This is a genomic window from Bradyrhizobium sp. SPXBL-02 (assembly GCF_051853065.1).
Lineage (GTDB): Bacteria > Pseudomonadota > Alphaproteobacteria > Rhizobiales > Xanthobacteraceae > Bradyrhizobium.
In genome coordinates this window covers 89,702-111,714 of sequence record NZ_CP182474.1, presented here as the reverse complement: position 1 = coordinate 111,714, position 22,013 = coordinate 89,702, and the positions used below count along the sequence as shown (strand labels likewise).

The window sequence follows — 22,013 nt, the reverse complement described above, 5'->3', positions numbered from 1 at the left end:
CAGCAAGCCATGCGGAGGATCAAGGTCCGGAAGGCTCGCTGTCGCAATTCTGAAACAGGCCGACAGGCGCCTTTCGGCTCTTGGCCCAAACCGCCAGAAGGGACGCCGCAGAGCCCTATGCGCTGGTCGGAGGTATTTAGAAACCTCATCACACTGATTCGGGACTCGCAATAGCGTTCGGAACCCCCTAAATGGCCAACCCGGGTCCAAAGAGACCCTTCGGAACAAAAATCAGAACAGCGGCATTGATCGATAACAGACAGGGCTAAGGCGTAAGACCATGATGGATCAGCAGAATCTCGGGACGATGCGGCCCGCTTCAGCCGATCCTGCAGCCATTGCCCTGGCCAAGGCCCTCGGACAATGGCCGAAACCGACCGGTTTCAGGCGCCCGAGCCCGAAGAAGACCTACGACACGGCGCCTGCGGCGACGGTCGAGGCCCTCGCCAAGGAGCTGGGCTTGCGGCTCGGCGACCAGAACGAGCTGACCATCCGCCGTATCAAGCGCGGCAAGGGCTATTCCTTCGTCCGTCCCAACGGCGCGCATATCCGCGACGCCCGCACCATCCGCCGGCTGCACGCCATGGCGGTGCCGCCGGCCTATCGCGAGGTGCGCTACTCCGCCGATCCCAACTCGCACCTTCAGGCGGTGGGCCGCGATGCCGCGGGCCGGCTGCAATATCGCTATCACGCCGATTGGGAGAAGGTCCGCGAGCAGCGCAAGGCGCATCGCCTGGCAAAGCTCGTCGGCGCGCTGCCGAAAATCCGGCGCAAGGTCTCGGCGTTCCTGTCCGGTGACGAGCCAACACGCGAGTTCGCGCTCTCGGCCGTGATCGAGCTGATCGCGCGTACCGCGATCCGTCCCGGCAATGAATCCTACGCCCGCCTCAACGGCACCCGCGGCGCCACCACGCTGCTGAAGTCCAACGTCACGCTGGAAGACGATTGCTTCGTGCTGACCTTCAAGGCCAAGGGCGGCAAGGCGGTGCGCAAGGAGTGCGACGCCGCCAAGCTGGTGCGCGCCATCGGCATTTTGCAGAGCGTTCCCGGCAAGCGCATGTTCCAGTATCGCGATGCCTACGGCATCGTGCGCGCGGTCAACACCACCCAGGTGAACGCGTTTCTGCGCGAGATCGCCGGCATCAAGATTTCGCTGAAGGATTTCCGTACGCTGATGGCGTCCGCCGTCGTGGTGGAATCGCTGTCGCGGATCACGCCGGCGAGCAGCCAGCGCGGCCGCAAGAAGCAGGTGCTGGACGCGATCCGCGCCGCCGCCGACCAGCTCTCCAACACGCCGGCGATCTGCCGCAAGAGCTACGTCCACGATACCATCGTCACCGCCTTCGAGGAGGGCATCCTCGAGCGCTTCGCCGCGACCATGAAGGGCCAGCGCTCGCAGGCGAGGCGTGAACAGCTGCTGGCGCAGGTGGTGGCGACCGCAGCGGTGTAACGGCGCGCCGCACTCTCGTAGGGTGGGCAAAGCGAAGCGTGCCCACCATTTGCTCATGGTGAAAGGTGGTGGGCACGGCGCGAAGGGCGCGCCTTTGCCCACCCTACCGAGCGCTACTTCTTTTCTGACACACCCTTGTCCGGACCGGGATCGCCGCCCGCGGCTGCGATCGTGAGCCGCTCCAGATAGTGTGCCCATCCCGTCGCATGCGCGGCGGCCTGCGCTTCGTTCGGCAGGCCGCTATGGGTCATGCGCAGCAGCGTGCCGCCGTCCTGCTCGATCAGGTCGATCTCGATCAGGCTCGAGCCGGGCGGAACTTCCTGGCCGCCCTCCCAGCCGAACGTGTAGGCCAGACGATGCACCGGCACGACCTCGCGGAAGACACCGCGGGCGACACCGCCGCGCGGGCTGACGCCCTTGAGCAAATAGAGCCCGCCGGGATACGGCTCGGTGGTCGCATCCGAGCCCATCCAGCTCAGGATCTTTTCGGGGTCGGTGAGATAGGCGAAGACGGTGGCGCGCGGGGCCGCGATCTGGGTCTCGCGTCGCACTATGAACGGCTCGGGCATCGGCGATCATCCCTGGTCTGACGATGGGACATGGCGGCGGCCCGGCGCTCCGTCAAGGATTGCCCGTGACAAAGACGGCCCGGCTTCGTCATCATCGGGCCATGCACCTCTCTTCGACCCTCGCCTGGCTCCTCGATGCCGCCTCGGATTGTCCCGGGGCCGACCGCCTGCTCGCGGAACTCGGCGCGCATCTGGTCGCCGACGGCGTGCCGCTCGCGGCAGGCGCCTTGACGCTGGCGGTGCCGCATCCCCTGATCGCGAAACGGACCTGGCTGTGGCGTGCCGATAGCGGCCAGGTGATCGAAGCGCTCGGCTTCGCGCCCGGCGGCCTCGCGCCCGATCCCCCCGACGACGCCGGCCGTCGCTGGCTGCGCGACAGCGCGCGCGGGCAGGTGCATGAAGATGTCGCCGGACGGCCCGATGGGCCGCTGCTCGGCTGGATCGGGCCGCGTCCGTTCACGGCGGATGAGATCGAGCACCTACGTCAGGCCGCGCGCTTCGCCGCGACGCCGCTTGCCGTGCTCGCCGCGCGCGCCACCTTGCGGGCGACGCTCGATGCTTACCTCGGCACGCGCAGCGCGGAGCGGGTGCTCGCGGCGCCTCTGCGCCGCGATCTCGGCGAGACCATCCAGGCCGCGCTGCTCTATGCGGATTTGCGCAATTTCACGAGCCTGTCGGAGACCACACCGCCGGCCGACGTCATCGCGGCGCTCGACGCCTGGTTCGATCGCATCGCCGGCGCGGTTCACGCCTTCGGCGGCGAGGTGCTGAAATTCATCGGCGACGGCGTGCTGGCGATCTTTCCGGTGCTCGAGGCGTCGCCGCGCCGGCCTGTGACGCTGCTCTGCGTGCTGCAGGCGCAGCCGAGGCCGGGATGGCGTATCTCAACAAGGAGCGCCGCGCGCAAGGATTGCCGCCGCTGTCGTTTGGCGCCGCGCTCCATCTCGGCGAGATGCTCTGGGGCAATATTGGCGCCGCCAACCGGCTCGACTTCACCGCGATCGGCCCCGCGGTCAATCTCGCCAGCCGCCTGGAGGGATTGTGCAAGCCGCTGGGCCGGACCGTGCTGGTCTCGGGCGCACTCGCCGCCGAAACGGAGATGCCGCTCGTTGCGCTCGGGACGCATGCGCTGCGCGGCATTGCCGCGCCGTGCGAGGTGTTTGCGTTACCGGATCTGTAGGGTGGGCAAAGGCGCGCTCTACGCGCGCCGTGCCCGCCATTCCACCGCGAGCTTTCATCCTGAATGGTGGGCACGCTGCGCTTTGCCCACCCTACAGATCCAGGGCAAGATGCGACTAAACCCCGCCCATCTTGCAGACGAGCTTCCATTCCTCCGCCGTCACCGGCTGCACCGAGAGGCGCGAATATTTCACCAGCGCCATGTCCGCGAGCTTCTTGTCGGCCTTGATTGCGGCCATCGTCACCGGCGTCTTCAGGGGCTTGTCGGCCTTGATGTCGACGCAGACGAATTTACCGGTCTTGTCGGTTGGATCGGGATAGGCCTCCTTGATGATCTCGGCGATGCCGACGATCTCCTTGCCCTCGTTGGAATGATAGAAGAACGCCTTGTCGCCCTTCTTCATGTTCACGAGGTTTTGGCGCGCGGTGAAATTGCGCACGCCGGTCCAGGCCTCGCCCTTGGCGCCCTTCGCAACCTGCTGCTCCCAGGACCACACCGACGGTTCGGATTTCACGAGCCAGTACGCCATGCTTATTCCTCTGCCTTGAAGGGGCGCGTCATCAGCCCCGAGATCGCGGCATCGATCGTGCTCCGGCCGCTCAGGATGGATGCGACCGCCTCCGATACCGGCAACTCGATGTTTTGCGAAGCCGCGAGCTCGATCAGCACGGGGGCGGTGAACTCGCCCTCGGCGAGCTTGCCGGCGGGAGGCTGCTCGCCGCGCCCGAGCGCGAGGCCGAGGGCGAAGTTGCGCGATTGCGGGCTCGAGCAGGTCAGAATGAGATCACCCAGGCCAGAGAGGCCGGTGAGCGTCTCCCTGCGTGCGCCGAGCGCGCGGCCGAGGCGCGTCAGCTCGGCAAAGCCGCGGGTCGTGAGCGCCGCCTGCGCGGAGGCGCCGAGCTTGCGTCCGACCGCGATGCCGACCGCGATCGCCAGCACGTTCTTGGCGGCGCCGCCGATCTCGACGCCGCGGATGTCGGTGGAGTGATAGGGGCGGAATGTCGGCGAGCCCAGCGCCTGCACCAGGCTGCTGGCCAGCGCCTCATCGCTTGCCGCCAGGGTCACTGCCGTCGGCAGGCCACGTGCGACGTCGTCGGCAAAGCTCGGCCCCGACAGGATCGCCGGCTGCGCGTGCGGCGCGGCCTCGGCGATCACGTCGGTCATGAACTTGTGGGTGCCGTGCTCGATGCCCTTGGCGCAGGCGACGATCGGCATTGGCTTCGTGATGTGCGAGGCCAGCATGTTGACCGCGCCGCGCAAATGTTGCGCCGGTGTTGCGATCAGCAGCATGTCCGCACGCGCGGCAAGCGACAGATCGCTCGTGACGACGATCTCAGGCGCGATCCGCACGCCGGGCAGCCGCGGATTGTCGCGCGTCGATGCGATCCGCGCGGCATGCTCGGCATTGCGTGCCCACAGCGTCACGTTTCGCCCGGCTCGCGCCGCCACCGTCGCCAGCGCCGTGCCCCAGGCGCCCGCGCCGATTACTGCGACGGATTGCGGCGCGGTCATCGCTAATATCCCGCCCGCGTCTTGCCGTAGCCGGCGGGCGCCGTTGCGTTGGCGTCGAGCAGCCAGCGTGCGCGCGGCTGCGCGTCCATCGTGTCGGTCAGGCCGAGCGCGAGGCGCTCGGCGCCGGCCCAGGCGATCATGGCGCCGTTGTCGGTGCAAAGCGCGGGCGGCGGCATGATCAGCTGCGTCCCGGCCTGCCTTGCGACATCATCAAGGGCGCCGCGGATCGCCTGATTGGCGGCGACGCCGCCGGCGGCGACCAGCGCGCGCGGTGCGCCGAACTGCTCGCTGAAAAGCCTGAGGCCGACGCTCAGCCGGTCGGCCGTCGAATCCAGCACGGCGGCCTGGAAGCTCGCGCAGAGATCGCTGATGTCCTGCGGCGTGAGCTCGGTCAGCCGGCTCGCTTCGGTGCGCACCGCCGTCTTCAGTCCCGACAGCGAGAAATTGGCATCCGGGCGTCCCTGCATCGGCCGCGGAAACGCAAAGCGCGTGGCATCGCCGCCTGCCGCCGCGCGCTCGACCTGCGGGCCGCCGGGATAGGGCAGGCCCAGCATCTTCGCGACCTTGTCGAAGGCCTCGCCGATGGCGTCGTCGACCGTGGTGCCGAGCCGCACATATTGGCCGACGCCGGTGACCGCGACGATCTGGGTATGGCCGCCGGAGGCGAGGAAGAGGCAATAGGGAAATTCGATACCGTCGGTGAGGCGCGGCGTCAGCGCATGCGCTTCGAGATGGTTCACGGCAACCAGCGGCGTGTCGTGCACCATCGCGATCGCCTTCGCGGTGGTGAGCCCGACGATGACGCCACCGATCAGCCCTGGCCCCGCGGCCGCCGCGACGCCGTCGAGCTGGGCATAATCGATGCCGGCCTCGTCCATGGCACGGTCGATGATCCCGTCGAGCACGTCGACATGTGCGCGCGCGGCGATCTCCGGCACCACGCCGCCGAAGCGGGCATGCTCCTCGATCTGCGACCGCACGATGTTGGACAGGATCTTGCCGCTGCCGTCGGCCGCGCGTTCGATCACGGCCGCAGCGGTCTCGTCGCAGGTGGTTTCGATGCCCAGCACCAGCATTGGCGAATTGTTATCCAATTTGCGCCCTTGCGCTCATCCGTAAAGCAGAGTTCTGGTACGTCCGGTAGCATCCCGGGGTCGGCTTGCGCAATCGTCACGCGCAGCCGTTCTGGTCAATGCGTCACCGCCAAATGGTCCGGGAACACCAGCGATGTCCATTCTCGTCACACGGCCGCATCCCGACAACGAGGCGACGGCGGACAATCTGCGCGCGCGCGGGCATGCGGTGCTGCTTGCGCCGGCGCTCAAGCTCGAGCCGGTCGCCTTCCAAGGCGAGAGTGACGTTTCTTACGATGCCGTTCTCGTCACCTCGGCCAACGCGATCCGCGCCCTGGTGCTGCAATTGCCGGACCTCGGTCTGTTGCAGCTGCCTTTGTTCGCGGTCGGCGAGCATACGGCTGCTGCGGCGCGCGAGGCCGGTTTTGCCGAGGTGATCGTCGCCGGCGGCGATGCCGCGTCCTTGCGCGACAAGGTGATGCAGAGCGCGCGCGACAAGGTGCTGAAGAAAAAGAGCACGCTGCTGTATCTCGCCGGCGGGGATCTGTCGCGCGACCTCGGCGGCGAGCTCGGTGCGGAAGGTTTCCGCGTGGTGACGCGGACGACCTATCGCATGGCGCCGGTGAAGCATTTGCCGCGCGAGGTCTGCGAAGGCTTTGCCGCCCATGGGATCGAGGCGGTGCTGCACTACTCCCGGCGTAGCGCGCGTGCGTTCCTCGATGCGGCGCGGGACGAAGGTGTTGAAATTTCGGCGCTGGCGATTCCGCATTGCTGCCTGTCCGAGACCGTTGCGGGCGTGCTGCGCGAGGCCGGCGCGTCGCAGGTTCTGGTGGCCGCAACGCCGGACGAAACTGCCTTATTCGACTCCTTGGAGCGTGCGTTGCGCACCCGTTTGGCGTAAAGGTCGGGCCGAATCCGACGCAATCTGATCCACCCTGGTATGGAAGTGTGAGGAACCGTCACGATGGCCGACGACAAGCCTGAAGACGCTGGATTGGCGCCCGATCCGGGTCGTGCCAAGCGCACCCCGCCCACCATCGACCTCGAGGCGACGGAAGTCTCGACCCAGCCGCAGCAGGTCGCCGGCGAGCCCGAGCCGGCCGAGCATGTCGCGCAGGAGCAGGCCAGGGTGGAAGAGCCCGGCTCGGAAGAGCTCAAGGCCGAGCCTCAGCCCGAATCGGCAGAGCAGCAGGCGTCCGCGGCGGCGCCCGTATCGGCGCCGATCTCCCCCTGGGTCGTTGCACCGTTCTCCGGCGCGGTCGCAGCTGCGGTCGTGATCGCGGTCGGCTGGATGCTGGGCTGGCCGGCGGTACAGGCCCCGCCGGCCGCGCCGCAGGTCACCAGTGCGACCGTCGATGCGCTGAGCGGACGCGTTGCCGCGGTCGAAGCCAAGGCCGTCAAGCTCGCGGCCGATCCGGCCCAAGTGGCGCGAATCGATGCGTTGGAGAAAGCGGCGAGCGCCCTGCGCGGTGACATCGCCAATTTGCGCGCGCAGTTCGACAAGACGGCGAGCGCGCTGAACGATACGAAATCCGCGCCGCCGACTGCCGCGCCCGATCTTACCGCGCTCACCGACCGCATCGCTCAGCTCGAGCGCGCCAGCAAGACCGAGCGGGCCGAGCTCGCGCAGCAGGGCGAGAAGATCGCCGAGGCCAAGACGATGGACGACAAGCCGCTCCGTTATGTGGTGGCGGCGTCGCTGCTCGACGTTGCCGTTCGCCACGGCGATCCCTATCAATCGCAATTGGCCGCGGCGCGGTCGCTGACGGCCAAACCCGACATGCTCAAGCCGCTCGAGGCGTTTGCATCGTCCGGCATCCCGACATCGGCTGCGCTGAGCCGCGAGCTCCTCAACATCGTGCCGAAGCTGTCGCCGCCGGCTGAAGCTCCGTCGAGCGAGGCCGGCATTGTCGAGCGTCTCCAGGCCGGCGCCTCAAAGCTCGTGCGGATCGAGCGCACCGACGGCGTCGGCAACGATCGCGGCGCCATCGTGTCGCGCGTGACGGCGGCGGCGCTCCGCAGCGATTTCGCCGAGGCGCGGCGCGAGCTGAAGACGCTGCCCGTGGCAGATCGCGCCGCGGCACAGGCCTGGCTCGACAAGGCCGACGCCCGCGACGCCGCGCTCGCCGCGTCCCGCAAATTCGCCGACGATGCCATGGCGGATCTCGCCAAATCTACTCAATAAGATTCGCGCAACAATCGGCGCGTATAGGGATCGACCATGCTTCGCATCGTCCTCTTTCTCGTCTTGATCGCACTGGCGGCGGCCGGCGCGGCCTGGGTTGCCGACCAGCCCGGCGATCTCGTCCTGACCGCGGGCAGCTTCCGCATCTCGACGACGCTGCCGAGGTTCGTGTTCCTGCTCGGGCTCTTTGCCGCTTCCGTCGTGCTGGTCTGGAGCGTCCTGACGATGGTCTGGCGCATGCCAGGGCGCCTGCGCCGCCGGCGTCATGACAAGCGCCATGCCCGCGGCCGTCACGCCATCACCCATGGCCTGCTCGCGATCGGCCATGGCGATCCCGCGCTCGCGCGCCGGCACGCCGAGGCGGCACGGCGGCATGCACCGAACGATCCGCTCGCGCTGCTGCTGCACGCGCAGTCGGCGCAGCTCGAAGGCAATCGCGACGAGGCGCAGCGCGTCTTCCGCGTCATGGCCGAGCGCGAGGATACGCGGCTTCTCGGCCTGCGCGGCCTGTTCATCGAGGCGCAGCGCGCCGATGATGCGGTCGGCGCCGTGATGATCGCGGAGGAGGCGATCAAGCTGTCGCCGTCCGCGACCTGGGCCTCGCACGCGGTGCTCGGCTTCCGCTGCGCGCGCGGCGACTGGAGCGGCGCGCTCGCGATCCTCGATTCGAATCTCTCCGCGGGCCTGATCGACAAGCAGACCTATCGCCGGCAGCGCGGCGTGCTGCTCACCGCGCGTGCGCTGGAGCTGGAAACGATGGACCGCGACGTCGCGCGGGAGAGCGCGATGGAAGCGGTCAAGCTCGCCCCGACCCTGGTGCCGGCGGCCGTGCTCGCGGCAAAATTCGAGAGCGAGGCGCATCAGGTGCGCCGCGCCATGAAGATGGTGGAAGCCGCCTGGCTCGCCAATCCGCATCCCGATCTTGCGGAAGCCTATGCGCATGTGAAGCTCGGCGATACCGCATGGCACCGCTTGCAGCGGGTGGAGACTCTCGCCGCGAAGACCCCCGCCGACAAGCCCGGTTATGTCGAAGGGCAGCTCGCCATCGCGCGCGCTGCGATCGAGGCCTCGGAGTTCGCCCGCGCGCGCGAGGTGCTCGCGCCTTATCTCAAGGATCCGACCCAGCGCGTCGCGCTGCTGATGGCCGAGCTCGAGCGCACCGAGCATGGTGACGGCGGCCGAGCCCGCGCCTGGACCTTGCGCGCGGTGCGCGCCCGCCTCGATCCCGCCTGGACCGCGGACGGCTATGTCAGCGACCGCTGGCGTCCGGTCTCCCCGGTCACCGGCCGCCTCGATGCGTTCCAATGGCAGACGCCGGTCGCGAGCCTGCCCTCGGACAGGGGCCCCACGCTCGAATCCTCGGCCTTCGAGGAAGCCATGCTGGCCGCTCCGCCGCCGAAGCGGGTGACTGCGGTTCCCAGCGAGGCCTCGGTGGAACCGCCGGAGGTGGCCCCGGTGCCGGCACCGGCCGCGCAGGACAATTCACCCCCTCCGGCCAAGGAGGCCGCGAAGGAGGTTGTCAAGGAAGCTGCCAAGGAAGCTCCCAAGGAAACCGCGGAGCAAGCTGCGAAGGAAACTGCGGAGGTCGACGAGCCGGCCGTCACACCCGCTGAGCCGGCGAATCCGGCTCCACCGCCCGCCGAATCATCGCCTCCGGCGGCAACGCCCGTCTTCCGGACCCGGGCCGACCTCAGTAAGCCCGCCTCGGCGCCGATCCAGACCGTCATTCCGATCGTCCGTGCACCCGACGATCCCGGGATCGACGACGAGGGCCCAAGCGATGAATTTACGGAACAAATCGGCACGCCCAAAGCCCACGCAAAGGCGCAGGCGGGCGGCTGGCGCGGATTCTGGTCCCGCTGGGGCGCGTGAGCCGCATTTCGCCCCCGGCTTGTCCTTGCCAATTCGGGCCATGCCCGATATCAGGAGCGCGCGTATCGGGGCCGGCATTGCTTCGGTCTCGGCAGGTTCGCCGCAATAGCTCAGTCGGTAGAGCACGTCATTCGTAATGACGGGGTCGGGGGTTCGAATCCCTCTTGCGGCACCAGCGCCCGATTCGGATCCCGCAATCTTGCTGTCATGCCTGGGCTTGGGCATCCACGTCTTCGCCTGATCCAGACACGCAAATGGCCGGGACAAGCCCGGCCATGACGCAAGAGTTTGGATTGATCGCGCTTACTGCGACACCGTCTGCACCACGCTCGCGATCGGGCGTGTGTTGGTGCCCGCGGTCGGCACCTTCATGTCCTTCATCAGCGCCTCGTCGTATTCCGGCAGCGTCTGGAGGCTCGCCTTGGCCTTCATCTGCACGACCTTGTAGCCACCGGCCTTCAGCCGCGCGAGCAGCGTTGGCAGGGCGAGGCCCGTGTTCTTCTGGAAGTCGTGCATCAGGATGATGCCCTTGCCGAGCTTGTCCAGCCTCGTCATCACGGTCTCGACGATCTTCTCCGGCGTCGCGCCCTTCCTGAAGTCGAAGGAGTCGATTTCGGTCGAGAACATCGCGACGTTGCGGGTGCCGAAATAGCTCACCATCGCGGGATTGTGCTGCAGCTGCGGAAAGCGGAAGAACGGCGCCGGATTGGTGCCGAGCGCGAATTTCACCGCGCTGAAGCCCTTCTCGACCTCGTCCTTGACTTGGCTCTCGGTCAACTTCTTGCTGTTCAGATTGACATGCGACCAGGTGTGCGTGCCGACCGTGTGGCCCTGGGCCAGCACCTGCTTCAGGATCTCCGGATGGTAGGTCGCGTGCTTGCCGACGGAGAAGAACAGGCCCTTGGTGCATTCGTCCGCGAGCGCCTTCAGCACCGTAGGCGTGTTGACCGGCCACGGTCCGTCGTCGAAGGTCAGCACGACCTCCTTCTCGGTCAGGAAGTCGAACTGCTTGAAATGCTCGAAGCCGAAGCCGGGGCCGCCCGTCGTGTCGATCTCGACGACGCGGGACACACCCAGCGCGTTCGGATTGGCGCAGACCTGTTTCGGCTGCATCGGCATGACCGGCGCAGGTGCCGGAGCGGCTGGCTTGGCCGCGACGGTCGCGGTGGTCTCGACGTCGTCCTTCGCGGCGAGCTTCGCCTGTGCCGGCAATGGGTCGGCGACACGGGCGGCAACTGTCTTCGGAGCGCCCTGGTCGGCGCGCGTGGAGTAATAAAACCAACCGCCGGCGGCGATCACGACCGCCGCAACTACACTGGCCAGCATCAGGCCCAACGCATTACGCATCGCTAATCTTTCCAATTACGCAACCAAACCGGCGGAATTTCCCGCGCGACGAGCCATTAATGCGAACCAAGAGTTAACGTGACACCAACACGACAGCGGTTGCGGTGGAATTTCAGTAGGGTGCGCCAAAGTGACCGAGATCACAGAGAGTGGGTCTCCCGTGACTGTCATCACAGTGGAAACGGTTTTGCCGGAGCATCGTAGCTCCCATCGATAACGGGCCCGCTGAGGCGGTGCCAATGGGAGCTTCAAATGATCAAGTCGTTTACCAGCAAGATCCGCGACACCAGCTTGGCTCTGGGCTTTGCCGCCCTCGTCTCGATCGCTTCGACGAGCGCGAGCTTCGCCTTCACGGCTGAGGCGCAGCAGATGTGCACGGGCGATGCCTTCCGTCTCTGCTCGGCGGAGATCCCCAACATCCCGAAGATCACGGCGTGCATGATCAAGCATCGCTCGGACCTCAGCGCCGGCTGCCGCGCGGTGATGGACAAGGACCTCGCCAAGGGCGCCTCGCGCAAGGTCGCTGACGCCCGGGACAGCCAGTAAGAGCGCACGCAACAACGATCGTCGCGCTGGTCAGCTCCCCCTCGCGATGTGCCCCGGTGTCACGCCGGGGCCACGCGGTGGCTTGCCTCCAACCCGGCAATAAAGCCGTTGCAGCCTCCGGATCGTCGCACTAGCTTCGCCCGCACTTTCTTCCGGGTAGAGGCATTACGCGATGACCAGATTTCTTTTCATTCTTCCTTTGCTCTTGTGCGCATCGGCAGCATCAGCGCAACAGCAGCCCGGCCATGATGCCTGCGCGCGCGATGTCAGCCGCTTCTGCCGCGCCGTGATGAACAATGGCGACGGCGCCGTGCTCGCCTGCCTGAAGCAGAACCGCACCCGGCTCAGCAAGGGCTGCGACAAGGTGCTGACGGATCACGGGCAGTAAACACATCCTCGTCATTCCGGGGCGCGCCGTAAGGCGCGAGCCCGGAATCCATTTCTCCACGCTCATGCTGCTCGATGGATTCCGGGTTCGCGCTTCGCGCGCCCCGGAATGACCAGAGTTACGTACTGCTCCCGGCCGCGACCACCGGCAGCACCTCGCTGTTGGCGCGGTCCGGCGTCTCGTCCTTCCAGCGCACCGAGCCGAATGGACGCTCCAGCATGCGGCGGATCCGCACCGGCTCGGGGCCGATGTGGAAATCGATCGCCTGCTGATGCAGCGCGCGTTCGGACTGGGTCGAACGGTTGCGCTGACGCAAATAGTCGAGCCAAGTCGGGCAGTGATAGCGCTCCGTCCACAGCTCGGGGTCGGCGATATCGCGCGCGATCGACCAGCCATAGGCGCCGTTGCGCTGGCGGGAGAGCTGCACGTCCTGCATGACGTTGTGGAACGCGCGCGCATTCTCTTGCGCGACCCGGTATTCGATCTCGACCACCAGCGGTCCGCTGCGTCCGGTCAGCGACAGCTTCACCTCGGGATCGGCCAGCACGTCCGCATCCTCGTTGCGCGCGCCGACGCGTGGCATCGCTAGCCAGATGCCGAGCAGCGGCGAGACCAGCATCAGGCCTGCCGCGGTCAGCAGCGCGATCTCGACGCCGGCATAATCGGTGAGATGACCCCAGCCCCAGGCGCCGATCGCAATGCCGCCGGAGATCGAGGCCTGGAACGCGGCGAGCGAGCGGCCCGCGACCCAGCGCGGCGCCGAGAGCTGCACGCCGATGTTGAACAGCGCGATCGCAGCCATCCAGACCGCGCCGGCCAGGACCAGCGCGGTTGCCGTCAGCACCGGCTCCGTGCTCAAAGCGAGGGCGGCCATGGCGAAGGCCATCGAGATGGTGCAGGCGCGGATCGCGGCCTCGCCGCTCATGCGCTTGCGCAATTCGTGGATATTGAGCGCGCCGATCACTGCGCCCATGCCGAAGGCGCCCAGCATGATGCCGTAGGTCTGTGCGCCGCCATGCAGGAGGTCGCGCGCGACCAGCGGCATCAGCGCCATCACCGCGCCGCCGATCAGGCCCATCACCAGCGTGCGCAACAACACGATCTTGATCGGCGGCGAATTCGTGATGTAACGCACGCCCGAGACCATGGCGCGGTTGAGCTTTTCCCGCGGCAGGCGCGACGGCTCGTTGCTGCGGCGCCAGAGCAGCAGCACCACAAGCAGCGGCAGATAGAGAATCGCATTGCAGGCGAACGCGGCCACCGCGCCGAGTGCAGCGACGATGACGCCGCCGACCGCCGGACCGAAGCTGCGCGCGATGTTGTAGCTGATGCCGTTGAGCGCCACCGCGGACGCCAATGCCTCGGGCGGCACCTGTTCGCTGACCGAGGACTGCCAAGCCGGGCCGAACAGCGCATTGCCGCTGCCGACGACGAAGCAGAAGGCGAGCAGCAATTCGGGGGTGATCAGGTTGAAGCCGGCCAGCACGGTGAGCGCGCTCGCGCCGATCAACGCGACCGACAGCGAAATCACGCTGACGATGCGACGGTCATACATGTCGGCGATGGCGCCGGCGGGCATCGAGATCAGCATGATCGGCAGCATCAAGGCGGTCTGCACCAGGGCCACCTTGTCTGCCGACGCCGCCATCTGCGTCATCGCCCAGGCCGCGCCCACGCCCTGGATCAGGAGGCCGAGATTGGAGAGCAGGCTGGCGAGCCAGATCCGCCGGAACACGGTGTACCGCAGGGGCGCAGTGATGCCGTCGGCGGCCATTTTCGGGCGGTTCGGCTGCTCGGTCATATCCCCTTCCATGTCGGATGGCAGAAGTGGTCGTGGTGATTCCGGCCAATTCAGTGATGCCCGCGAAAGTCCTTCGCTGTCCAGTGCTTAGGCCGCTATAAGCAGTGCAAAGAGGCGGGCTGCCGGGAGGAACAGATGAAGCTGTCGCGACGGACGATTTTGCAAGGGGCTGCGAGCGTGCCTTTCGCACTTGCGAGCTTGCGGACGGACGCGCTTGCCCAGACCGCGCCCGCCGCCGCGGCGGGCACCGAGCTGCCGCCGATTCTGTTCGTCCACGGCAATGGCGATTACGGCGCGCTCTGGATGACCACCTTGTGGCGGATGGAGTCGAATGGCGTCGCACGCGATCGCATGATGGCGATCAATTTCACCGACCCCCTGGCGCGCAACGACGACAAGGTCGAGCAGGCGGGCCGCTCCTCGACCGAGGACCAGCGCCGTGAGCTTGCTGCCGCCATCGCTGAACTGAAGCGCCGCACCGGCGCGCCTCGCGTGGCGCTGGTCGGCAGCTCGCGCGGCGGCAACGCCATCCGCAACGTCATCAGGAACGGCGGCGCCGGCGATGTCAGCCATGCCGTGCTGTGCGGCACGCCCAATCACGGCGTGTTCGCGACCGACGACCAGCCCAACAACGAGTTCAACGGCCGCGGCACGTTCCTGCGCAGCCTGAACGAGGGCGAGAGCGAGGTGACGCCGGGCGTTGCTTTCCTCACGCTGCGCAGCGATGGCATGGACAAATATGCGCAGAGCGACGGCCGCTTCATCGGCAAGCCCGGCACGCCGACCAATGTCACCGCCGAAGGGCCGGAGCTGAAGGGCGCCACCAATCTCGTGCTCGGCGCGCTCGACCATCGCGAGGTGGCTTTCCACCCGCGCGCGTTCCGGGAGATCTACAAGTTCATCGCCGGCCGTGAGCCTGCGCGCATCGCGATCGCGCCGGAGGCCAGTGTGACATTGAGCGGCCTGGTCACCGGCACGCCCGGCGGCGCGCCGACCAATCGCCCGGTCGCGGGTGCAACCGTCGATGTCTTCCGTGTCGATCCTGATACCGGTGAGCGCAAAGCCGGTGCGCTGCACAGCTCGAAGACGGGCTCCGATGGCCGCTGGGGGCCGGCGCAGGTCGATCCCGCCTGGTCGCTCGAATTCGTGCTGACCTCGCCGGATGCGCCGACGACGCACATTTATCGCTCGCCCTTCCCGCGCTCGTCCGAGGTCGTGCATCTGCGGCCTGCGCGCCCGCTCGGGCCGGCCGACAAGGAGGCCGGCGCCGTCGTGATCATGTCGCGTCCGCGCGGCTATTTCGGCCTGCCGCGCGACGTGGTGCTGCTTGACGGCAAGGAGCCGGCCGACGTCAAGCCGGGCGTGCCCACGGATGCGGCAGCAACCCTGCGGCTTCCCGCCAGCGAGGTTGGCCGTAACATCGTCGCCCAATTCGGCGAAGAACGAATTGTGGCACGCGCCTGGCCTGCGTCCGAGAACCGGATTGCCATTGCCGAGCTGACTTACTAGCTATTTACCTGCGTCCCACCCTGCGGGAGAGAGCCATGAACATCGCCAGCGTGCGTCGGCCCATCATCCCTCCGGCTCCCCCGCGTGCGCCTGACGATATGTCGTTCTTCGGCCGGCTCGCGGTTATCAGGCAGAACATGATCGCGACCTGGGGACAGCGCGCCTATGAGGAAGAGGTCATCCCGGGCCGCTTCTTCTTTCGCAACAGCTTCATCCTGAACCAGCCGGACGCGATCCGGCACGTCCTGCTCAGCAATTACGAGAACTACACGCGCACGCCGGCCGGCATCCGCATGCTGCGCCCCGTGCTCGGCGACGGCCTTCTGATCGCGGAAGGTCATTCCTGGACCTTCCAGCGCCGCACACTCGCGCCGGCCTTCACGCCGCGCGCGACCGCGAACCTCGTTCCGCATATGACGGCGGTGCTCGACGAGACCATCGCCAGGCTGGACGCGAAAACCGGGGAGCCGGTCGACCTGCGCCAGATCATGCAGCGCATGACGCTGGAGATCGCCGGGCGCACGATGTTCTCGTTCGGCATGGACCAGCACGGCGCGACGCTGCGCGACTTCATCATGGAATATGCCGCGCGGTTGGGACGTCCCTATTTCCTCGACATGGTGCTGCCGGTGTCCTGGCCGAGCCCGATGGATTTTGCCCGCGCCCGTTTCCGCAAGCGCTGGACCGAGTTCGTGGCCATGCTGATCGCCGAGCGGCGTAAGGCCGGCAAGAAGGACGGCGCGCCACCGCGCGACCTGTTCGATCTCATGGACGAGGCACGCGATCCCGAAACGGGCAAGGGCTTCTCGGACGAGCAGCTCGTCGACGAGGTCGCGACCATGATCCTCGCCGGCCACGAGACCACGGCAACGGCGCTGTTCTGGGCGCTCTACCTGCTCGCGCTCGATCCTGAAACGCAGGAGGAGGTGGCGTCCGAGACCCGCGGCGAGCATCTCGACAGCATGGCCGACATCGATCGCCAGAAATTCACCCGCGCGGTGATCGACGAGACGATGCGGCTCTATCCGCCGGCCTTCCTGGTCGCGCGTGCCGCGCGCGACAAGGACAACGCGGCGGGCGTCGAGATCGGCAAGGGCGACATCATCATGATCGCGCCCTGGCTGTTGCACCGGCACGAGAAGCTGTGGGATCAGCCGAACGCCTTCATTCCAAAGCGCTTCATGTCGAAGGAGGCACCGGACCGTTTTGCTTACCTGCCGTTCGGCGCGGGTCCGCGCGTCTGCATCGGCGCGCCGTTCGCCCAGGCCGAATCCGTGCTGGCGCTGGCGCGGTTGATCGGCGCATTTCGTGTCGAGCTCGCCGACCCCGCGACCGCCGTGATCCCGCTTGGCGTCGTCACCACCCAGCCGGACCACTCACCCATGTTCCGCATCACGCGTCGGTGACAGGCGCGCGTCTGGCCGTTGGCGTGACCCACCCTAGATAGAGTTTCGCCATGAGCGACATCCAGGCCCAGTTCTCCGTTCTGAAGCAGACCGCCGATCCAGAGGTGGTCGATGCGATCGCGCAGCTGATCGCCAATGGTCATGATCGCGATCTCAACCGTATCAATGTGCTCGATTTTGCCGATCGTACCGGGCTCGATCAGGAGAAGGTCATTTCCGGATTCCTGCATGCCTCACGGCTCGGCCTGTTCGACATGAGCTGGAACGTGCTGTGTCCGGGCTGCGGTGGTGTCTTGGGCGCGCATGCAACGTTGAAATCGCTGAAGCACGAGGACTACAACTGCGCTCTCTGTGCGGCCGGATACGAGGCGTCCGTCGACGAGATGGTCGAAGTCGCCTTCACCGTCAGTCCGCGGGTCCGCCGCATCGGGGCTCACGATCCCGACACGCTGCCGATCTGGGAATATGTGCGACAGATGTTCTGGAGCTCGGGTGTCGACATCAACGAGGAATCGTTTTCACGCCTGATCAACGAAGTGACGCTTGAAGCGCTCGAACTGCCTGCGGGAGAAAAGGCGATCCTCTCGCTGAACCTGCCCAGCCAGTTCATCATCGTTTTCGAGCCGGTCACCCATTCCGCCCACTTCCTGGATGTCCAGGGTGAGCCGACCAGCGAACGCCAGCAGCTTTCGATCATGTTCAACAAGCTGGAGGCGCCCACGGGGACCACCGTGATGCGTCCCGGACCGCTGCGTCTCACGCTCGAGAACCAATCAGGCAATCGCGTGTTGCCGTCGGTCTGGATTGCCGCCGACGCGTTGCATGAGATGATCGGCAAGCGCAAGCCGATCCTGACCGCCAAGCGGATGCTTTCCAATCAGACCTTCCGTGACGTCTTCAAGGCCGACAATCTCAACGTCGACCAGCGGCTGAAGATCACGTCCCTGACGTTCCTGTTCACCGACCTGAAGGGCTCGACGGCCTTGTACGAGCGCGTCGGCGATCTCAGTGCCTTCGATCTCGTGCGAGCGCATTTCCGTGCGCTGCTGGAGATCATCGCGGCCGAGAAGGGCGCGGTGGTGAAGACGATCGGCGATGCCGTCATGGCGACCTTCGTCAGGCCCGAGCACGCCATCACCGCGGGACTGCACATGCGTGCAGCCATGGACGAATTGAACAAGCAACGCGGCGCCAACGATCTCATTCTCAAGATCGGCATCCATGAAGGCCCCTGCCTTGCGGTGATGCTCAACGAGCGGCAGGATTATTTCGGCCAGACCGTCAACATCGCCGCCCGCGTGCAGAGCCTGTCGACCGCGCAGGAGATCCACATCACCGGCCCGGTGCTCGACGTGCCGGCGGTTGCCGAAATCCTTCAACAGCGCGAGATCAAGCCGATTCAGAAACAGGCCGCGCTCCGCGGCATCGCCGACAAGATGGTGGTGTACGAGATACCGTGAGACCAGCGGAATTTGCCACCATCTCCGTCATTGCGAGGAGCTCGCGACAAAATTGCGAAGCAATTTTGCGCTGATGCGACGAAGCAATCCAGGCTGTCTCCGCGGAAAGAGTTCTGGATTGCTTCGCTGCGCTCGCAATGACGCTGTAGACGCAGATGGGTGATACATCCTCCATCGTCGTGGCCGGGTCGGCCCATGTCATGAGGCCTAAGGCCCCTCCCAGATTGCCGAAACGTAATGCGCGCGCGGAACTGACGCACGTTGCGGCGGTTGAGTTTCCCGCTCATATAATGCTGGTAACGGCCGCGCTCCTTGCGGCGTCATCGATCTCGGTAGGACCTATGCTCGACGGCTTGCGTCAATTCATCGCCGACATTGTCGGCCCCCAAGCCCAGGACCGCGCCTTCGGCGACAGCGATTATCGGCTGGCCGCGACCGCGCTGCTGGTCCATGTGGTCTCGCTGGACGGCCAGCCCAGCGCGGCCGAGCAGCGCAAGCTGCACAGCCTGATCGAAAGCCATTTCGGGCTCGACCGTGGCACCGCTGACCGTCTGATCGCGGATGCCATCCAGGTCGAGGGTGAGGCCGTCGACCTCTATCACTTCACCAGCGTCATCATGCGCTCGCTCGACGAAGCGGGCCGCAAGCGGATCGTGCAGATGATGTGGGAGCTGGTCTATGCCGACGGAGAGGTCAGCGAGTTCGAGGACAATGTGGTCTGGCGCGCGTCCGATCTGCTCGGCATTTCCCAGCGCGACCGCATCGAGCTGAAGCACGCCGTTGCGGAGCGTGCCGGTGGCCAGGTCAAGGATCGCGCTGTCGGACCTGTCCCCGGCGGATTGCCTGGCCTGCGCGCCACATGACGAAACTTTAATGTAAGCCGGGCGGCCCCGCTTTTGCGGATTCGGCTGCAAATACCGGTCTTTGCTGATCCCCTGTCGCCTTCTCAAGCAGCCATGCTGCCTGCGCCGCTTGCATGGCGCGCACGGCCTATGCTCTCGTTCAGCCATTGCCGGGGCCACAGACTTCAATTCAAGAGACTTCGATCGTGACTGAGCGGGTAACGTTGATCACCGGTGCCTCGGCGGGCATCGGGATGGAGCTGGCGCGTGTGTTTGCCGCCAATGGACATCGCCTCGCATTGACCGCGAGACGGGTGGATCGGCTCGAAGCGCTCGCGAGCGAGCTCACCGCCAGGGGCGGCAAGAAGCCGATCGTGATCGCCTGCGACCTCGAGGACGCGGATGCCGGCGAGAGGATCGCCGCAGCACTTGCCGCCGAGGGCGTCGAGCTCGATCATCTCGTCAACAATGCCGGCTTCGGCGTGTTCGGCGATGCCATCGAGCGCGATCACGACACGCAGCTTGGCATCGTCGACGTCAACGTCCGGGCCCTGACGGATCTGTCGCTGCGCTTCGCCGATCAACTCGTCCGGAACAAGGGCGGTCTTCTCAACGTCGGCTCGGTTGCAGGCTTCCTGCCCGGCCCCGGCATGGCCGTCTACTACGCGTCCAAGGCCTATGTGATCTCCTTCACCGAAGCATTGCGGGCGGAGCTCGCGCCACGCGGCGTCCGCGTCACCGTGCTCTGCCCGGGCCCGGTGCCCACGGAATTCCAGGCCCGCGCTGGTGTTGGCTCGCAACATGATACGGCCATGCTCAACGTTTCTGCCGCCGAAGTTGCGCGGGAGGCGTATCGCGGCCTGATGGCCAACAAACGGGCAGTGCTGCCGGGTTTTGGCATCAAGATTGTGCCGTTCGCGCTGCGCTTCTTTCCGCGCGGCTTCATCCTGGCCGCCACCAGCCGGTTCCAGAGGCAGCGGCGCTGAACAACGCCGCCCGCGTCCGTAGTGGCCCGGAGCTTGCTTCAAGCACGCGGCGTGTGTGCGCAAACTCACACGATGTTAACTATCGCTTAGCTATGCTGGCGGTCTGAACCGATAGCACTCGCAGAGGCCATGTCGTTCCGGACGGACAGGTTTAGAGGCGCAGAGGTGGTCGCCTTCCCACAGAGGGCGCCGCGCGCCGCCGCCGCTGAAACCCGGCTGCCGGTTCTGATCGTCCTGCATCAGGAGTGCTCGACGCCCGGCCGCGTCGGCAATGCGCTGCGCGCGCTCGGCCATCGCCTCGACATCCGCCGTCCCCGCTTCGGCGATCCCCTGCCCGAGACGCTCGATCAGCACGCCGGCGCCGTGATCTTCGGCGGCCCGATGAGCGCCAACGATCCCGACGATTACATCCGTCGCGAGATCGACTGGATCGAAATTCCGCTCCGCGAACAGCGGCCGTTGCTCGGCATTTGCCTCGGTGCGCAGATGTTGGCGATGCAGCTCGGGGCCCGTGTCGCGCCGCATGCGCAGGCGCTGACGCAGATCGGCTACTATCCGATCAGGCCGACCGCCGCAGGCCGCGCGCTCTGCCCGCATTGGCCGGCGCAGGTCTATCATTGGCATCGCGAGGGCTTTGAGCTGCCGCTCGGTGCCGACTTGCTCGCCGAAGGCGATGATTTCCCGGTGCAGGCGTTCCGCGCCGGCAATGCTTTCGGTGTGCAGTTCCACCCCGATGTGACCTTCGCGATGATGTGCCGCTGGACAACGCGCGGCTACGACGGCTTCAGCGCGCCTGGGGCGCGGCAGCGGCATCATCATTTCGCGGATCGTGCCGTCTACGATGTCGCCGAACGCGCCTGGCTCGATCATTTCATCGACGGCTGGCTGGAGCGCCGGCCGGTGCTGGCGCAAGCCGCCGAGTGATCGCGCCTTCGCGCAAGTCCTTGCCTCTTCCCTGGATATGCTAGGCTCTCTGCAAACGATCGCGCACCAATGCGTGCCGGCAAGCAAGGGAGAGCGCCGTGGCCTACGAACACATTCTCTATGAGGTGAGCGACAAGATCGCGACCATCACGCTCAATCGCCCCGATCGAATGAATGCATGGACGCCGATCATGGAGCGCGACGTGCGCCACGCGATGGAGGCGTCGAACGCCGACGACAATGTCCGCGTCATCGTCCTCACCGGCGCGGGCCGCGCCTTCTGCGCCGGCGCCGACATGGATGCGCTGAAGGGCCTCGATCCCAACGACGTCAGGCGTGCCTCGAATCTGCCGCCGTTCGACATGAATCGCCGGCCGGACTGGCAGGCGCGGTACGGCTACTATCCTTCGATCAAGAAGCCGGTCATCGCGATGCTGAATGGCGCCACGGCCGGCATCGGGCTCGTGCATGCGCTCTATTGCGACCTGCGCTTTGCCGCCGACAACACCGTGTTCACCACCGCCTTCGCGCGGCGCGGCCTGATCGCCGAGCACGGCATCAGCTGGATGCTGCCGCGCATCGTCGGCCACGCCAATGCGCTGGATCTGTTGCTCTCGGCGCGGCGCGTCTCCAGCGATGAGGCGTTGCGGATGGGCTTGGTCAACCGGCTGTGTTCGCCGGAGAAGCTGCGCGAGGAAACCTATGCTTACGCGCGCGATCTCGCCGATTTCGTTTCGCCGAGCGCGATGGCCGTGATCAAGCGCCAGCTCTACGAGGTGCCGTTCCAGACGCTGGCCGAGGCGACGATCGAGGCCAACCGCGAGATGATGGTGGCGTTGAACGGGAGCGATTTCCGCGAGGGTGTAGCGAGCTTCATCGAGAAGCGGCCGCCGAGGTTTACGGGGAGGTAGGGGGAGCAGTCTGGAAAGTCCGTCTTCGCCCTTTGGGCTACGCCGGACACCA

19 protein-coding genes, 1 tRNA gene and 1 pseudogene are annotated in these 22,013 nt (G+C 66.5%); 15 read left to right on the top strand and 6 right to left on the bottom strand.

Annotated features, from left to right (window positions below; genetic code table 11):
* The first annotated feature begins 280 nt into the window (after positions 1-280).
* Entirely contained in the window at positions 281-1,450 is a 1,170-nt protein-coding gene (locus tag ACNJYD_RS00525; protein WP_172787874.1) for a DNA topoisomerase IB, read from the top strand.
* A 113-nt stretch (positions 1,451-1,563) separates the two neighbouring features.
* Here ACNJYD_RS00525 and ACNJYD_RS00520 read toward each other — a convergent pair whose 3' ends face one another.
* The gene (locus tag ACNJYD_RS00520) at positions 1,564-2,019 is read right to left on the bottom strand and encodes an SRPBCC family protein (RefSeq protein WP_172787875.1); all 456 of its coding nucleotides are present in this window, start codon (positions 2,017-2,019) and stop codon (positions 1,564-1,566) included.
* Between the two features lie 101 nt (positions 2,020-2,120).
* Here ACNJYD_RS00520 and ACNJYD_RS00515 point away from each other — a divergent pair.
* Positions 2,121-3,199, top strand: a pseudogene (locus ACNJYD_RS00515) (adenylate/guanylate cyclase domain-containing protein).
* Between the two features lie 115 nt (positions 3,200-3,314).
* Here ACNJYD_RS00515 and ACNJYD_RS00510 read toward each other — a convergent pair.
* Genes ACNJYD_RS00510 through tsaD form a run of 3 tightly spaced genes read right to left on the bottom strand, consistent with a single transcriptional unit; the run spans position 3,315 to position 5,787 of the window.
* The gene (locus ACNJYD_RS00510; RefSeq protein ID WP_439365051.1) at positions 3,315-3,728 is read right to left on the bottom strand and encodes an EVE domain-containing protein; all 414 of its coding nucleotides are present in this window, start codon (positions 3,726-3,728) and stop codon (positions 3,315-3,317) included.
* A gap of 2 nt (positions 3,729-3,730) precedes the next feature.
* Positions 3,731-4,711, bottom strand: a complete 981-nt coding sequence (locus tag ACNJYD_RS00505; protein ID WP_439365050.1) for an NAD(P)H-dependent glycerol-3-phosphate dehydrogenase — start codon at positions 4,709-4,711, stop codon at positions 3,731-3,733.
* Positions 4,712-4,713: 2 nt separating this feature from the next.
* Positions 4,714-5,787: a tRNA (adenosine(37)-N6)-threonylcarbamoyltransferase complex transferase subunit TsaD gene (tsaD, locus tag ACNJYD_RS00500; RefSeq protein ID WP_439365049.1), complete on the bottom strand. Its 1,074-nt coding sequence runs from the start codon at positions 5,785-5,787 to the stop codon at positions 4,714-4,716.
* 151 nt (positions 5,788-5,938) lie between these two features.
* On the opposite strand from tsaD, the gene ACNJYD_RS00495 reads away from it, so the two are divergent.
* From ACNJYD_RS00495 to ACNJYD_RS00480, 4 genes are all read left to right on the top strand, one after another.
* Entirely contained in the window at positions 5,939-6,685 is a 747-nt protein-coding gene (locus tag ACNJYD_RS00495; protein WP_439365048.1) for a uroporphyrinogen-III synthase, read from the top strand.
* 63 nt (positions 6,686-6,748) lie between these two features.
* Complete coding sequence (locus ACNJYD_RS00490; RefSeq protein WP_439365047.1) at positions 6,749-7,969, top strand: COG4223 family protein; 1,221 nt, start codon at positions 6,749-6,751, stop codon at positions 7,967-7,969.
* 36 nt (positions 7,970-8,005) lie between these two features.
* Positions 8,006-9,841 carry a heme biosynthesis protein HemY gene (locus ACNJYD_RS00485; protein ID WP_439365046.1) on the top strand — a complete coding sequence of 612 codons (1,836 nt, stop codon included), beginning with the start codon at positions 8,006-8,008 and terminating at the stop codon, positions 9,839-9,841.
* Positions 9,842-9,940: 99 nt separating this feature from the next.
* A tRNA-Thr gene (locus ACNJYD_RS00480) sits at positions 9,941-10,016 on the top strand.
* A gap of 128 nt (positions 10,017-10,144) precedes the next feature.
* On the opposite strand, the gene ACNJYD_RS00475 is transcribed toward ACNJYD_RS00480, so the two are convergent.
* Positions 10,145-11,188, bottom strand: a complete 1,044-nt coding sequence (locus ACNJYD_RS00475) for a polysaccharide deacetylase family protein (protein ID WP_439365045.1) — start codon at positions 11,186-11,188, stop codon at positions 10,145-10,147.
* Between the two features lie 252 nt (positions 11,189-11,440).
* Between ACNJYD_RS00475 and ACNJYD_RS00470 the strand changes: the two genes are divergently transcribed.
* Both ACNJYD_RS00470 and ACNJYD_RS00465 read left to right on the top strand, forming a co-directional pair.
* On the top strand, positions 11,441-11,734 hold the full coding sequence (locus ACNJYD_RS00470; protein WP_439365044.1) for a hypothetical protein: 294 nt from the start codon (positions 11,441-11,443) through the stop codon (positions 11,732-11,734).
* A gap of 172 nt (positions 11,735-11,906) precedes the next feature.
* Complete coding sequence (locus ACNJYD_RS00465; RefSeq protein WP_172787883.1) at positions 11,907-12,122, top strand: cysteine rich repeat-containing protein; 216 nt, start codon at positions 11,907-11,909, stop codon at positions 12,120-12,122.
* A gap of 118 nt (positions 12,123-12,240) precedes the next feature.
* Here the strand turns inward: ACNJYD_RS00465 and ACNJYD_RS00460 are convergent, their stop codons facing one another.
* Positions 12,241-13,923 carry an MFS transporter gene (locus ACNJYD_RS00460; RefSeq protein WP_172787884.1) on the bottom strand — a complete coding sequence of 561 codons (1,683 nt, stop codon included), beginning with the start codon at positions 13,921-13,923 and terminating at the stop codon, positions 12,241-12,243.
* 135 nt (positions 13,924-14,058) lie between these two features.
* Here ACNJYD_RS00460 and ACNJYD_RS00455 point away from each other — a divergent pair, with 135 nt between their 5' ends.
* The 7 genes from ACNJYD_RS00455 to ACNJYD_RS00425 all read left to right on the top strand — a co-directional run bounded on the left by ACNJYD_RS00455 (position 14,059) and on the right by ACNJYD_RS00425 (position 21,961).
* Positions 14,059-15,432, top strand: a complete 1,374-nt coding sequence (locus tag ACNJYD_RS00455) for a hydrolase (RefSeq protein WP_439365043.1) — start codon at positions 14,059-14,061, stop codon at positions 15,430-15,432.
* Between the two features lie 35 nt (positions 15,433-15,467).
* Positions 15,468-16,838 (top strand): cytochrome P450, encoded by a 1,371-nt coding sequence (locus ACNJYD_RS00450; protein WP_439365042.1) that lies wholly within the window; start codon positions 15,468-15,470, stop codon positions 16,836-16,838.
* Positions 16,839-16,888: 50 nt separating this feature from the next.
* Positions 16,889-18,298, top strand: a complete 1,410-nt coding sequence (locus ACNJYD_RS00445) for an adenylate/guanylate cyclase domain-containing protein (RefSeq protein WP_172787887.1) — start codon at positions 16,889-16,891, stop codon at positions 18,296-18,298.
* A gap of 341 nt (positions 18,299-18,639) precedes the next feature.
* Positions 18,640-19,161: a TerB family tellurite resistance protein gene (locus tag ACNJYD_RS00440; protein ID WP_439365041.1), complete on the top strand. Its 522-nt coding sequence runs from the start codon at positions 18,640-18,642 to the stop codon at positions 19,159-19,161.
* Positions 19,162-19,346: 185 nt separating this feature from the next.
* Positions 19,347-20,126 carry an SDR family NAD(P)-dependent oxidoreductase gene (locus ACNJYD_RS00435; RefSeq protein ID WP_260381426.1) on the top strand — a complete coding sequence of 260 codons (780 nt, stop codon included), beginning with the start codon at positions 19,347-19,349 and terminating at the stop codon, positions 20,124-20,126.
* Positions 20,127-20,255: 129 nt separating this feature from the next.
* The gene (locus ACNJYD_RS00430; RefSeq protein ID WP_439365040.1) at positions 20,256-21,050 is read left to right on the top strand and encodes a glutamine amidotransferase; all 795 of its coding nucleotides are present in this window, start codon (positions 20,256-20,258) and stop codon (positions 21,048-21,050) included.
* Positions 21,051-21,148: 98 nt separating this feature from the next.
* Complete coding sequence (locus ACNJYD_RS00425) at positions 21,149-21,961, top strand: enoyl-CoA hydratase (protein WP_212260385.1); 813 nt, start codon at positions 21,149-21,151, stop codon at positions 21,959-21,961.
* Positions 21,962-22,013: the final 52 nt, after the last annotated feature.